Source organism: Pseudomonas sp. PICF6, from assembly GCF_009831705.1.
In the GTDB taxonomy this organism is placed as follows: domain Bacteria; phylum Pseudomonadota; class Gammaproteobacteria; order Pseudomonadales; family Pseudomonadaceae; genus Aquipseudomonas; species Aquipseudomonas rhizophila.
The window spans coordinates 376522-389476 of record NZ_WUUD01000013.1; the positions used below are offsets into that span (position 1 = coordinate 376522).

The window sequence follows — 12955 nt, forward strand, 5'->3', positions numbered from 1 at the left end:
CTCAAGCAACTGGGTGAAGATCCATGGGTTGCTATCAAAGCCCGTTACCCAGAAAGCACCCGCGTCACCGCTCGTGTTACCAACCTCACCGACTACGGCTGCTTCGCTGAGCTGGAAGAAGGCGTTGAAGGTCTGGTACACGTTTCGGAAATGGATTGGACCAACAAGAACATCCACCCTTCGAAAGTCGTACAAGTCGGCGACGAAGTGGAAGTTATGGTTCTGGACATCGACGAAGAGCGTCGTCGTATCTCCCTGGGCATCAAGCAGTGCAAATCTAACCCATGGGAAGATTTCTCTGGCCAGTTCAACAAGGGCGATAAAATCTCCGGCACCATCAAGTCGATCACCGATTTCGGTATCTTCATTGGTCTGGATGGCGGCATCGACGGTCTGGTTCACCTGTCCGACATCTCCTGGAACGAAGTGGGCGAAGAAGCCGTACGCCGCTTCAAGAAGGGCGACGAGCTGGACACCGTTATCCTGTCGGTTGACCCAGAGCGCGAGCGCATCTCCCTGGGCATCAAGCAACTGGAAAGCGATCCGTTCTCCGAGTACGTTCAAGAGAACGATAAAGGCGCAATCGTTAAGGGCATCGTGAAAGAAGTTGACGCTAAAGGCGCCATCATCACCCTGGCCGACGATATCGAAGCGACTCTGAAAGCCTCCGAAATCAGCCGTGACCGCGTTGAAGACGCGCGCAACGTTCTGAAAGAAGGCGAAGAAGTAGAAGCCAAGATCATCAGCGTTGACCGCAAGAGCCGCGTAATCCAGCTCTCCATCAAGTCGAAAGACGATGCTGAAGAGAAAGAAGCAATCCAGAGCCTGCGCGACAAGCCAGCTACCTCTGACATTGCTGCTGGTCCTACCACTCTGGGCGACCTGCTGCGTGCACAGATGGAAAAGCAGAACTGAGTTCTGTCAGACCATAAAAAAGGGCGACTTCGGTCGCCCTTTTTTGTGGGCGTGATTCGGGAAAACTGGCCTGTTTGTAAGTTGGCTCCTCTGTCTGACTCGGCAGTGAAACCAATCCTGCAACCTAACTGTCTCTTTCTTTAAGCAGATCAATCACCTGTTCAAGGTTAGACTGTGGATGCCCTGGTCTCCCCGGGCCAATGTGGGGGGGAGCCTGCTCGCGATAGCGTCAGGTCAGACACCACCCAGTCGGGTGCTGGCTATTTAAGGAGACGAATGAACAGGCTCATCCTGGTATTCGCGGTATTGGCCTTGGCAGGTTGCACCACAAGTGCCAAGACCCATGCGGTGCGTGGCGTCAGTGGCATCGAGGTCGATTGTTCCGGCCTGGGATCGGGCTGGGAAAAATGCCACAAGCGCGCTGCGAAGGAGTGCAAGGGCGCAGGGTACAAAGTCATCACTCGCTCCGATGATGCCAAGGATGAAGATCAATATCCATTCGGCTTCAATCCGGCAGGCTATCTGACCCGCACGATGTTGGTCATTTGTCGTTGAATTCGCTCAAGTGCAAGGCTTGTGCAGAAGCGGGGCAAATACGACAGGATGAAGATATGTCAATACTTGGGCTGTTCAAATTCTTCCGGTCATGCTAAAACCTTTTCAAGCGATTTTCCTAGCTGCTTGAAAAAGAAGGGAAAAATATGACGAAGTCGGAGTTGATCGAACGAATTGTCACCCATCAAGGGCTACTCTCATCTAAAGATGTGGAGCTGGCCATCAAGACCATGCTTGAGCAAATGTCCCAGTGCCTGGCGACCGGAGACCGCATCGAGATCCGTGGCTTCGGCAGCTTCTCTCTCCATTACCGTGCGCCGCGTGTCGGTCGCAATCCCAAAACCGGCCAATCCGTGAGCCTGGACGGTAAATTTGTTCCGCATTTCAAGCCGGGCAAGGAACTCAGGGATCGCGTCAATGAGGAGGAGGGGGATGACCTGTAAGGAGGCGTTTATGCAAGGGGAAATTCATGCACCGCTTTAAACGTTTTGCCCTCGTCTTGCTCGCGTTGCTAGTGGCTGCAGTCATCGTTCTGTTTGTGCTTGAAAATACCCACTCTGTCGCATTGTTGTTCTTGGGCTGGTCGACGCCGCAGGTTCCTGTTTCGGTTTTCGTGCTGTTGGCGTTTCTCGCTGGTATGATGTTGGGCCCGTTATTCGCATGGTTCATGGGCCTGCGCCGACGGTTTAAATAATGGATGTGTGAGCCCGGAAGTCTTTGTGTAAAGGATCACTGTCTGCAACTTTTTCCTGGCTTTTGGGTGCGTTTTGATCGTATTTAATTTAACTCAGTTTACTGCGGTATCCGCCGAGGGGCTGATCGTTCTGCCTTTTAGCGCGTCCAGTTTGTGTGCGGGCGCTATGTCAAAAAAAGGACACGAGGCCTCAGATGCAAAATAATCAAGTCGAAACCCATCGCTCTGATGAGATTGACCTTATCGCCCTTGCTCAGGGGCTTTGGTCCCAAAAATGGCTGATCATTGGTGTGACTCTTTTAGTCACGGTAGGTGCGGCTGCGTATGCGTTTCTCAGTAAGCCGGTCTATGAGTCCAAGCTTTTCATCATGCCGCCAACGCAGAATGATATAGCCGAGCTGAATTTTGGTCGTGGGAAAAGCACTGAGCTGGAACCTTATTCGATCAAGTATGTTTATGACGTTTTTGCCAGAAACCTTCAAGGCGAGTCCCTGCGTCAGAAGTTCTTCAATGAGATTTATCTTCCCTCCCTCGATGAGTCTCAGCGACAGGGCGCGCTCGACCGTTTGTACGCGCGCTTTTCCCGGGAACTGGTGATCAAAGGGCCGGGAAAAGATACGCCAGATCGCTTTTCGGTGGCCGTTCAAGGTGGGGACCCTACTCAGGCCACCGAATGGGCAAGGATCTACGTCCAGCACGCCAGTGAAGCTGCTGAGTCGGAGTTGGTCAAGAACGTGACCACCGAGGCGTCGGTAAATGCGCGTAATCTTGAGCAGCAAATTGTGAGCTTGCGCGAGACTGCGCAGCGAGTTCGCGAGGACCGCATTCAACAGCTGCGGGAGGCGTTGAAGATCGCTGAAGCGATAGGTTTGACCTCGCCGATAATCAACTCTTCTGCAGCGGTGGATATCACGGTAGAGACCGGCGATAAAATGGATTACCAGCGGGGTAGCAAAGCATTGGCGGCGGAAATCAATGCGCTGGAGTCCAGGTCTTCTGATGATGCATTCATCACTGATTTACGGCCGCTGCAGATGCAGTACGGTTTATATCGTAAGTTGAATGTTGATCCTGAAAGGATTTCGGTTTATCGGCAGGATGGTAGTGTTGAAGTGCCGGAGAGTCCGATAAAACCTAAAAAGGCTTTGATTTTAGTGCTGGGTTTTATTGCCGGCTTGATATTAGGGGGCGGGCTCGCGTTGGTTCGGTTCGGTTTGGCTCGGGTTTCTGATCACCAAAAGGCTGTCAAGGGATAACCTTCGAACGACTGATGGGGGGTTAGCTGCTCTTTGGCTGCAAGGTCATCTCATTTTCGAACGGTTTTCACCATAGTGCTGCGGCACTCGATCGCGTCATCAATGTTATATTGGTGCCAACCTGAGCCTGTCAGTCGACTGCGTTTTTTGCGAAGTCGACTGACAGGTTCAGGCGAATAGGGCGCATAGCAGTGTGCCGCGATTAATCAGAGGGCAATGCGCTTTTGCCTTGGTCTGTGCGCGCCGGACATTTCGGGTGTCTGCCTTGCTTTCTTTTGGTAGGTTTCAAAAAGCTGACCTTTGCCGGGGGCACCGAAGCTTATGACGCTGCTACTTTGGTCAGCTAATCACCATAAGCTGTCAGCCCCAGCATCAGAAAAATCGGGTATCTCGCGAAATCTGCCGCCTGCGCATGTTTTCTCAGGCAGCGGTATGCGTTCGGGTGGACGTATAATTACCTTAAAGCCATGTGGGGCGATAGCAGGCATAATTTCGACCAAGCTAAGCGCTTGAGATAGAGTGGGAAATGAAAACTAGATCGCGATGCCAAGACACCTGATGATTCAGACTCGAAATTGGTACCTGGTGCAATGCAAACCTCGTCAGGACGAGCGCGCCGAAGACAACCTTAGCCGACAAGGCTACGAATGTGCGCGTCCGACGTGCAGGCGCGAACGCATCGTGCGCGGACAGCGGCAGACAAGCATTGAATCGCTGTTCCCTGGTTATCTATTTATTCAGATGTCTAACGAAGCCAGCTGGGCACCGTTGCGTTCAACCCGCGGCATTGCTCGGGTAGTCGCTTTTGGCGGGCAGCCATTGCGCGTAGCCGATGACCTGATTTACCAACTGCAACAGCGATCAGAATCCGAAGTAAAAAAGATTTTTAACGTCGGCGACAATGTTCGCATCCTTGACAGTGGCCTCTCTGAGATCGACGCCGTGTTCATGGCGATGGAAGGGGAGGAGCGAGTCATCCTGCTCATCAACATGCTGAACCGTCAACGGCAAATCAGTGTACCGTTGGCAAATATCGTTTCTGCCTAGCAATGGATGGCTTCAGATACGGGAGGGGAAGAATGATAGGTGTTTGCGTTCTCAGGAAGCCAACGGTAAATCCTGGGGCGGTAGCGTGCCCGGGGCCAGAGAGTCCACGGTTCCTGCCCGCAGGCTATATGTGCCCAAGGCGTTGAGCGGCCGATGATTCATCGCCATATGCCAGTCTGAGGATTTTCATCCTGACAACTTGGAGGTTTGCGCAATACTGGTCGCAACTGGCTGTACCAGTAGAGTTGTATATCAGCTTTTTTTCGTATTGGGCTGGAAGTCATGGGGGCTCTACTGCCTGACTCCGCACCTTACCGTTTATTCCAATCCTGACTTCGCTCGGGAAGCAACCAAGGGACGCGTTAATGTTCACCAACAAAACCATTCTCATCACAGGCGGTACTGGTTCTTTCGGTAACACCTTTGTGCCCATGACTTTAGCCAAGTACAACCCGAAAAAGATCATCATCTTCTCTCGGGATGAAATGAAGCAGTGGGACATGGCCAAAAAATTCGAGGGTGACTCACGTGTTCGTTTCTTTATCGGCGACGTTCGCGATAAAGAGCGCCTGTATCGGGCCCTTGATGGTGTTGACTATGTGGTTCATGCGGCTGCGACCAAAATTGTACCCACTGCCGAATACAACCCGTTCGAGTGCATCAAGACCAACATCAACGGTGCGATGAACCTGATCGATGCCTGCATCGACAAAGGCATCAAACGCGTTGTCGCATTGTCCACCGACAAGGCCAGCAGCCCGATCAACTTGTATGGCGCAACTAAGCTGGCATCCGACAAACTTTTCGTTGCCGGTAACTCTTATGCCGGGGGCCATGAGACGCGTATGGCAGTAGTGCGCTACGGCAATGTCATGGGCTCGCGTGGCTCGGTAATCCCCTTCTTCATGTCGATCAAGGACAGTGGCGAACTACCTATTACCGACGAGCGCATGACCCGGTTCATGATCTCTCTGGAAGAGGGCGTCGAGCTGGTTTGGCATGCATTTGAAGACATGGAGGGCGGTGAGATCTACGTGAAAAAGATCCCGTCCATGAAGGTCACTGATCTTGCCCGTGTCGTTGCACCGGACGCCACCCAAAAAATCGTCGGCATCCGTCCAGGGGAGAAGCTGCATGAGCAGATGATCAGCGCCGAAGACTCCTATTACACCTACGAGTACCCAGAGCACTTCAAGATCCTGCCAGTGATCAACGAGTGGGCAACCTGCGCGAAACGGATCAAGGATGGCAAGAAAGTCCCTGAAGGTTTTGTTTATGCCAGTGACAATAATACCGAGTGGATGAGTGACGAAGATCTGCAGAATTGGATCACCATCAACGAAGCCAAGATTGGGAGCATCTGATACATGATTCCCTATGGTCGCCAGGACATAACCCAAGCTGACATTGATGCGGTGGTTGGGGTGTTGCAATCGGACTTTCTCACTCAAGGCCCGATGGTGCCTCGCTTTGAGCAACAGGTTGCGCGCCATGTAGGCGCCAGTCATGCGCTAGCGGTGAACAGTGCCACTTCGGCGCTGCACATTGCTTGCCTTGCACTGGGTCTTGGTCCCGGCGACCGCCTGTGGACGAGTCCGGTTACTTTCGTTGCTTCCGCCAACTGCGGTTTGTATTGCGGTGCGCAAGTCGACTTCGTGGATATTGACCCTCGTACCTACAACCTATGCCCGCAAGCGCTTGAGCGTAAGCTGGAACAGGCTGAACGCGAAGGAACCTTGCCAAAAGTCGTGGTGCCAGTACATCTATGTGGGCAGCCCTGCGACATGCAGGCGATTCACGCCCTGGCCGGCCGTTATGGTTTCAAGATTATCGAAGACGCCTCACACGCCATTGGTGGTAAATACCAGGGGGCGTTCATCGGTAACAGTAAGTACAGCGACATCACCGTATTCAGTTTTCACCCGGTCAAAATTATTACCACCGCTGAAGGTGGTATGGCTATGACCAACAATGCCGAGTTGGCCAATAAAATGGCCCTGTTGCGCAGTCACGGTATTACCCGTGATCCGCAGCAGATGACCCACGAAGCAGACGGGCCCTGGTACTACCAACAGATTGATCTGGGGTTCAATTACCGGATGACCGAACTGCAGGCAGCGTTAGGCCTCAGCCAGATGGAGCGCTTGGATCAGTACATCGCTCGTCGGCATGAGTTGGCCGCTCGCTATAACGATCTGCTGGCCACATTACCAGTGAGCACGCCGTGGCAACATGTCGACAGCTATTCGGGTTTGCACCTCTATGTGATTCGTCTGCAACTGGAAAAAATTACCCGGACTCACCGTCAAGTATTCGAATCCTTGAGAGAACAAGGAATTGGTGTAAACCTGCATTACATTCCGGTTCACACTCAGCCTTATTACGTGCGGATGGGCTTCAAGCCTGAAGACTACCCAGTGGCGCAAGACTACTATCGTGAAGCCATCAGTATTCCAATGTTCCAGACCATGACCAACGAGCAGCAGGATCAGGTCGTGACAGCAATCTCCAAGGCTCTGCGAGTATGAGACTGGCCGTCATTCCTGCCCGGGGTGGCAGCAAACGTATCCCACGAAAAAACATCAAAATGTTTTGCGGAAAGCCGATGATCGCCTGGTCGATTGAAGCGGCGTTAAAAAGTGGTTGTTTTGATAGAGTAATTGTTTCTACGGACGACGAAGAAATAGCTGAAGTTGCCCAACAGTACGGTGCCAGTGTTCCGTTCATGCGTCCGGCCGAACTGTCTGACGATTACACCGGGACTATTCCGGTGATTCAGCAGGCGATCGAGTGGTGCAAGGCGAACGGTTTTGACGCTCGACAGGTATGTTGTATATATGCCACCGCGCCTTTTGTAAGTTCTGAGGATCTGCGTCGCGGATTGAACACCCTGGAACTGTCGGGAAGCCAGTATGCGTTCTCAGTCACCAGTTATGCATTCCCTGTTCAGCGGGCAATTCGCCTGACTGGAACCGGACGTGTCGAAATGTTCTACCCAGAGTACTTTAATACCCGCTCTCAGGACCTTGATGAAAGCTATCACGACGCCGGGCAGTTCTACTGGGGGCTCGCCGATGCATGGTTGCAGGGCAAAATGATCTTCAGCCCCGAGTCTAGTGCCGTCCTGTTGCCGCGTCACCGCGTGCAAGACATAGATACTCCCGAGGACTGGGTTCGCGCGGAATGGCTGTACAAAGCCTTTCAAGCTGAGTCCAACCCTTCGTGAATTTAATGAAAGGGGTGTTTCGGATTGATGCTTCGCTGCAAATAAACAGCGGGTGTGCCATTCAATGCCTGGCTTTTTCTGAAGCGTTAAGAACGTGGGGCTGATTGCCATTTAATCTGATAGGAGCATGTTGGCAACTTGCTTGATCATATTCGCAGGAGAGGATTTGACGCATATAGCTTGAGTCTCGATATAGACCTACGGTAAATCGACGTAATGGAACGAGATACAAGGTAACTCTAGCTGGGTTGGATTGCTTTTTTGCATAGCACTAAGTTAGTAGATACTGGGATATAAAATTTAGTGATAATGTTGGCTTCTGATGAAAGGACTGTGAGTCATGGCTGAAACAAAGATAAAGAAAATAATAGGTCGAGTGTATCCCTTAAAAAGACTTGCTTTTTTCAGTCAGAGGCTCTTGATGAATCCAAGGTGCAGAGAGCTGTTATCTGACCTTGCTTGTAAACGGTTGCCAAGCAAATCACTACCTGTTATTCCCTATGAGGATGATGCGGCCTCTTTACATGAAGCGGGCTATGCAATGCTGGATAATTTAGTGAGGGAGAGCGAAGTCAAAGAAATGGTCGACTGGTTTTCTGATAAAAAAACTTTCGATCGTTGGGATGCAGATGCCGGTTACTTCGACCCCGAGAGGCCACCAGCGGATTGTCACACCGCGCCTTTTTCTACCGAGGATATTGTTAACTCGCCACATGCAATGAAGTGGGTCAATGATGAGAGAGTCCTTAAAGTTGTTGAAAGTATCCTCGGTGCAAAGCCGACGCTGTCCAACTTAAGCGTCTGGTGGTCTTATCCCGGTCATGATGCTCCTCAGGAGGCTGAGAGTTTTCATCGAGATGTGGATGATCTGCGGTTTATTAAGTTATTTATATATTTGACGGATGTAGGCTCTGGCTCAGGGCCCCATGTTTTTGTTCCAGGGAGTCATAGAAATCCGGCATTTAGAAAAATTCGCAGATACACAGATGAAGAAGTGGAGACTAGTTTTGGAAAGGACGGTATCAAGTATTTTACTGGTACAAGGGGGACAGCCTTTCTAGAAAATACGTTTGGTTTGCATAAAGGACAGCTTCCTTCGATTGAGCGACGGCTTTTATTTCAAGCACAGTACTCCCTTCATCCAATAGGTATATACGACTACAGTCCAGTAAAACTGAACAGTAGTAAAATTTTGGATTTGGATGGTTATGTCAATCGGCTTTATGTGAAATGAAGAATACATTAAAGGATATTGCAGAGTTTGTTTTTCAATTTTCAATAGTTAAGTGCTTTTTTAGAGCGCTGATTACTCTGGGCATTGGTTTTGATAGATTTTGGACCTTCGCGAGGGCGAGGTCGTTGTTGGATATACCGAAAGGAAGCAACTGTCATTGGAGTGTTGTTTTTAAATACCCTGAAAATATACGCTTTTCAGGAAGAGTCATGTTGAGTCCAGGTTGTGTCATAGGCGCCATGTCACCTGTTTCATTTGGCAGCGAAGTTAGGCTTTCGCAAGGAGTCCATATAGAGACAGCCTCTTTAGACATTAATGGAGAGTTACCCTATAAGCATATAGCTAAGCCAATCACCATCGAAGATGGTGTGTGGATTGGTGCGCATAGTATCATTTTGGCCGGTGTTACAATTGGCAAGAATTCGGTCATTGGAGCAGGTGTAGTTGTAAGTAAAAGCATTCCAGAGAACTCGATCGTCGTTGGTCCTGGTTTTAGATTTATTGAGCGAAAAGAAAAGTATTAACTCATGAAAATAGTAATGTTGGAAAATAGATATAAGACTTTTTTCTGGGATGCGTTAGCTGAATATTTCATCAAGCAAGGACATTATGTAGCTTGGGTAGTGCAGAATCCGAGTTTTATGCCTAAAAATGGCACGGCTAATGTGATACCTTTTCCTTCGAGAAGAGATATGAAATCTCTTTCAAGTAATCATGGGCTCGAAAAAGTTATCAAGTCGGATAGATATATTAACTATTTCGGCGGAGACACTACTCACTATGAGTACTACAACGCCGAAATAGAGCGTATTCTTTCAATTGAGAAACCTGAGCTTGTGATTGGTGAGGCGACGTTATTTCATGAGTTGATGACAGTCGAGTGGTGCAAGAAAAATAACGTACCATTCTTTCATCCATCGATGCCTGGTTATCCTGGCGGACGGTATAGCATTTATCTGGGCGATACCAAGAATGCGATTGATGGATCAACAGATTTACCTTCGGATGAAGAGTGCTATTCCCTCGCGGAGTCTATACGCAAGCGCGAGCGAATTCCTGAATATATGCGGCCATCATTGCCTACTGATGTCGGACGTATTTTTCCAATCCATGGCTCGTTTCCAAATCGCTTGGTATTGATAAAGAGCTATTTTCGCGGGGAGCGATTTAATACGCCATCTCCTTGGCGGAAAAGAAAGCTGGACAAGGCGGTGTCACGGCTTTTGATTGAGTGGAGTGAAATTTGTACGTCGAAATTTAAACTTGACGATGGATATCGCTATCTCTTATATCCTATGCAAATGCAACCAGAGTCAAATCTTGATCTGTGGGGGCAGGAATACAGGGATCAGTCACGACTTATAAGTGACCTCGCTGAGGCCTTACCTCTGGGGTGGAAGTTACTCGTAAAATTGAACCCCAAATCAAAGTACGAGCTGAACAATAGCCTGTTAGATCTTGTCTCAAAGGACCAACGTATTGTTCCAATACCCTTTGAAATGGGAATGGACAAGATATTCAATCGGATTCATCTCGTCTGTACTGTTACCGGTACTATTGCTGTTGAAAGTGTTCTTTCTCGTAAGCCTGTTGTTCAGTTTGGGCCTGGAGTATTGTCTGATGAGGTCGGCTATTCGTATGCGGACAGCGTAGAGGAAGTCAGAACTGTTATTGCACGAATTGACGCAGGGCTGTTTCAGTTGGCTGACGACAAGGGCAGAACCGACTTGGTTAAAAAACTCTACTTCACTACCTTTCCAGGTTTGATCTCTGATCCTGCCAGTCTACCTTCGGTGTTAGATTCGAAGAACATAGAAAAGGTTGGCGCTAATCTGATAAGAGTGGCTGAGCAATGCATGTGAAGAAAAAACTTGCGGCGATTGTATGCTTGGTATTTCCGCCAATAATGCCGAAAAATTTCTTGTTAAGGCTTCTTGGTTGGGAGATTGGCAAAGGTTGTAAAATCGGTTTCTCCTGGATTGAGTGTGGCAAGATCATTTTACATGATTCGGTTAAAATTGGTCATGGGAACTACCTGTCATGCAAAGCTTTGGTGTTGAAAGATAGCTCATATCTCCAACATTTTAACCAGATAAGAGGTGATGTCTGGGTATTTCTTCGAACGAATGCCGCAATCGGTAATTTCAATAAAATAATAAGAGCAAGACGAGGCGTTACATGGGGGCGATCTGTTTTGCGTCTGGGGGTGTTTTCTAAAATTACATCTAAGCATCTTGTTGATTGTACTCGAAGCGTTCGATTGGGTAACTATACTACTATTGCAGGAGTGGCGAGCCAAATATGGACGCATGGGTATCTTCATGCTCCCGCCGGCCTGGATAGATTTAGAGTTGATGGCAGCGTAAAGATTGGAAATAACGTCTATATAGGTTCTGCGTGCGTCATCAATGCTGGAGTGACAATTAACAATGGTATAACGGTCGGAGCATCTTCCTGTGTTTCGAAGTCACTTGTTAAACCTGGCCTGTATGTAAGTCAAGCGCTGAGATGGATTGAGTCAGATTACGATGCGGCCAAGCAGCGTTATCCAGAGGTAAAAGTTAATGGTTTGGTTGAAGCGGTTTTCAATAAGAAACCGGAGAGCTGACATTGCATAGTTTTGTAACGAGGCTTTCAGGGCATGCTGTCTTATTTGGTGCTTCGAAATCTTCAGTATTATTTGCGCCGTTCTTGGCCGCATGGTTATTAAGCAAGGCCGAATATGGCGCTCTTGAATGGTGGCTCTCGCTATCAATGACCCTCGGTCCGATAATGGCGTTAGGTGCTCATGGTGTTGTCGCTTATGGTTCCTTGGGAGGGGTATTTACTCCTTATGTAAGAGCCGCCGTGATGTATGTTTGCTTGGTGTGCTCTTGTGCACTGCTTTTTGTTTTGCTATTACCTGTGGCAGGCATTGATTGGAAGGTCTCCTTTGTCGGTGTCGTGACACTGCAAAGTGCGATGGTGGTTCTGCAGTTGGCGCTATCTGCTCGTCTGAAGGGGCTAGGAAAGGGGGCTTGGGCATCTCTAGCAGAGAGTGCTCTATATATCGCTCTAATGTTGTCCTTGTTGTTGACGGTTGTGGGTGTGGATTTTGTGCTCGGGTTTATGCTCGTGATGATCGCCGTCGAGCTTTGTATGTTATGGCTTTTGATTAAAATATCAGACCTGCCCAGTGCTAATTACTGGTTTCATGAAGACTATAAAAAAATGTTCTCCCTTAGCCATAAATTTTTCATTGGAGGCACATTAATGGGCGCGTTTATGGCCGGGCCCAGATTGCTGATGGGCGGGATTAGTGATGCGACGCTTGTAGCGTCTTTTTCGATAGTTTTTCGCTGGCTATCTATTGCAATTATAATCCATCAATTTATTAATACTTTCTATTTTAGGCAGATCTATCGTGGAGATCTGACCAAAAGAAAATTTGCTTTGTTGGGCTGTGTAGGGCTGGTGGCAATATTTTCCGTACTTATTGCATTCGCTGTTTCGTCTCAATTTGTTCGCTCTTTTAATATTCCCTTACCCGACTCTAATGATATATGGCTGGTCTGGTCGATGGCCGGAGTAATGATTTTATGGTCCGCCAGTGCCTCTTTCGAAGGGGTTCTAAGTAGTGCAGGTAGAGTCATGTCACAATCTATTGCCGTGGCCTTGGGGTTAATTGTCTTTCTAATTATCTTTGGGAGTTTCTATTTTACAGGAGGGACGGATCACAAGTTTTCGCTCACCATAGCATGGCTTGCAGGCTTTATTAGTATGGTTGCAGTGCAGTTTATATTCATATTTAGGTCGAAGCTTCTGGGTTGATAGTTTTGATTCTAAAAATAAAGGGTGAAAGTATGAATGCTTCTGTTTTGAAGCTAACCGTGTTCTGTCCGCATAAAATTTTTTTGATGGGTGGTACTGTATATTTTTTTATTTGGTTGTTGGCGCCGATTAATTTTAGCTATGAAGGCGGGGATTTTTCTTTTGTAGTTTTTTTAATCTACACATCGATTTTTTATATGGGTATGTTTTTGTCTTGC

The 12955-nt window shown here is 48.6% G+C and carries 15 protein-coding genes; all 15 read left to right on the forward strand.

What is annotated here, in order from left to right; genetic code table 11:
* Positions 1–915, forward strand: a 915-nt coding sequence (locus tag GSM73_RS27060; protein ID WP_256676751.1) for a S1 RNA-binding domain-containing protein, incomplete at its 5' end; no start/stop codon positions are given.
* A 276-nt stretch (positions 916–1191) separates the two neighbouring features.
* Positions 1192–1470 (forward strand): hypothetical protein, encoded by a 279-nt coding sequence (locus GSM73_RS06750; RefSeq protein WP_076385780.1) that lies wholly within the window; start codon positions 1192–1194, stop codon positions 1468–1470.
* 146 nt (positions 1471–1616) lie between these two features.
* Positions 1617–1913 carry an integration host factor subunit beta gene (ihfB, locus tag GSM73_RS06755; RefSeq protein ID WP_047226313.1) on the forward strand — a complete coding sequence of 99 codons (297 nt, stop codon included), beginning with the start codon at positions 1617–1619 and terminating at the stop codon, positions 1911–1913.
* A 26-nt stretch (positions 1914–1939) separates the two neighbouring features.
* Positions 1940–2164 (forward strand): LapA family protein, encoded by a 225-nt coding sequence (locus GSM73_RS06760; RefSeq protein WP_160891928.1) that lies wholly within the window; start codon positions 1940–1942, stop codon positions 2162–2164.
* Between the two features lie 194 nt (positions 2165–2358).
* On the forward strand, positions 2359–3420 hold the full coding sequence (locus GSM73_RS06765) for an LPS O-antigen chain length determinant protein WzzB (RefSeq protein WP_160891930.1): 1062 nt from the start codon (positions 2359–2361) through the stop codon (positions 3418–3420).
* Between the two features lie 558 nt (positions 3421–3978).
* Positions 3979–4467 (forward strand): transcription/translation regulatory transformer protein RfaH, encoded by a 489-nt coding sequence (rfaH, locus tag GSM73_RS06770; protein ID WP_231990598.1) that lies wholly within the window; start codon positions 3979–3981, stop codon positions 4465–4467.
* 365 nt (positions 4468–4832) lie between these two features.
* Positions 4833–5831, forward strand: a complete 999-nt coding sequence (gene pseB, locus GSM73_RS06775) for a UDP-N-acetylglucosamine 4,6-dehydratase (inverting) (protein ID WP_076385776.1) — start codon at positions 4833–4835, stop codon at positions 5829–5831.
* Between the two features lie 3 nt (positions 5832–5834).
* Entirely contained in the window at positions 5835–6995 is a 1161-nt protein-coding gene (pseC, locus tag GSM73_RS06780) for a UDP-4-amino-4,6-dideoxy-N-acetyl-beta-L-altrosamine transaminase (RefSeq protein ID WP_076385774.1), read from the forward strand.
* Complete coding sequence (pseF, locus tag GSM73_RS06785; RefSeq protein WP_076385772.1) at positions 6992–7693, forward strand: pseudaminic acid cytidylyltransferase; 702 nt, start codon at positions 6992–6994, stop codon at positions 7691–7693. The genes pseC and pseF overlap by 4 nt, the downstream gene beginning before the upstream one ends.
* A gap of 340 nt (positions 7694–8033) precedes the next feature.
* A complete protein-coding gene (locus GSM73_RS06790) occupies positions 8034–8927 on the forward strand; it encodes a phytanoyl-CoA dioxygenase family protein (protein WP_160891932.1) in 894 nt (297 codons plus the stop codon).
* Complete coding sequence (locus tag GSM73_RS06795) at positions 8924–9451, forward strand: DapH/DapD/GlmU-related protein (RefSeq protein ID WP_076385768.1); 528 nt, start codon at positions 8924–8926, stop codon at positions 9449–9451. Before GSM73_RS06790 ends, GSM73_RS06795 begins: the two co-directional genes overlap by 4 nt.
* Before the next feature lie 3 nt (positions 9452–9454).
* Positions 9455–10789: a hypothetical protein gene (locus tag GSM73_RS06800; RefSeq protein WP_160891934.1), complete on the forward strand. Its 1335-nt coding sequence runs from the start codon at positions 9455–9457 to the stop codon at positions 10787–10789.
* Positions 10780–11535: a hypothetical protein gene (locus GSM73_RS06805; protein WP_156893526.1), complete on the forward strand. Its 756-nt coding sequence runs from the start codon at positions 10780–10782 to the stop codon at positions 11533–11535. Before GSM73_RS06800 ends, GSM73_RS06805 begins: the two co-directional genes overlap by 10 nt.
* A gap of 2 nt (positions 11536–11537) precedes the next feature.
* Positions 11538–12737 carry a hypothetical protein gene (locus tag GSM73_RS06810; RefSeq protein WP_160891936.1) on the forward strand — a complete coding sequence of 400 codons (1200 nt, stop codon included), beginning with the start codon at positions 11538–11540 and terminating at the stop codon, positions 12735–12737.
* 32 nt (positions 12738–12769) lie between these two features.
* The coding region (locus GSM73_RS26515) for a hypothetical protein (RefSeq protein WP_218575626.1) at positions 12770–12955 on the forward strand (186 nt) is incomplete at its 3' end.

Excerpts from the sequence above, each read along its gene's own strand:
- GSM73_RS06760 (WP_160891928.1), top strand. The coding sequence starts at position 1,940 with ATGCACCGCTTTAAACGTTTTGCCCTCGTCTTGCTCGCGTTGCTAGTG.
- GSM73_RS06795 (WP_076385768.1), top strand. The coding sequence starts at position 8,924 with ATGAAGAATACATTAAAGGATATTGCAGAGTTTGTTTTTCAATTTTCA.
- pseB (WP_076385776.1), top strand. The coding sequence starts at position 4,833 with ATGTTCACCAACAAAACCATTCTCATCACAGGCGGTACTGGTTCTTTC.
- GSM73_RS06790 (WP_160891932.1), top strand. The coding sequence starts at position 8,034 with ATGGCTGAAACAAAGATAAAGAAAATAATAGGTCGAGTGTATCCCTTA.
- ihfB (WP_047226313.1), top strand. The coding sequence starts at position 1,617 with ATGACGAAGTCGGAGTTGATCGAACGAATTGTCACCCATCAAGGGCTA.
- pseF (WP_076385772.1), top strand. The coding sequence starts at position 6,992 with ATGAGACTGGCCGTCATTCCTGCCCGGGGTGGCAGCAAACGTATCCCA.
- rfaH (WP_231990598.1), top strand. The coding sequence starts at position 3,979 with ATGATTCAGACTCGAAATTGGTACCTGGTGCAATGCAAACCTCGTCAG.
- GSM73_RS06805 (WP_156893526.1), top strand. The coding sequence starts at position 10,780 with ATGCATGTGAAGAAAAAACTTGCGGCGATTGTATGCTTGGTATTTCCG.
- pseC (WP_076385774.1), top strand. The coding sequence starts at position 5,835 with ATGATTCCCTATGGTCGCCAGGACATAACCCAAGCTGACATTGATGCG.
- GSM73_RS06800 (WP_160891934.1), top strand. The coding sequence starts at position 9,455 with ATGAAAATAGTAATGTTGGAAAATAGATATAAGACTTTTTTCTGGGAT.
- GSM73_RS06765 (WP_160891930.1), top strand. The coding sequence starts at position 2,359 with ATGCAAAATAATCAAGTCGAAACCCATCGCTCTGATGAGATTGACCTT.
- GSM73_RS06750 (WP_076385780.1), top strand. The coding sequence starts at position 1,192 with ATGAACAGGCTCATCCTGGTATTCGCGGTATTGGCCTTGGCAGGTTGC.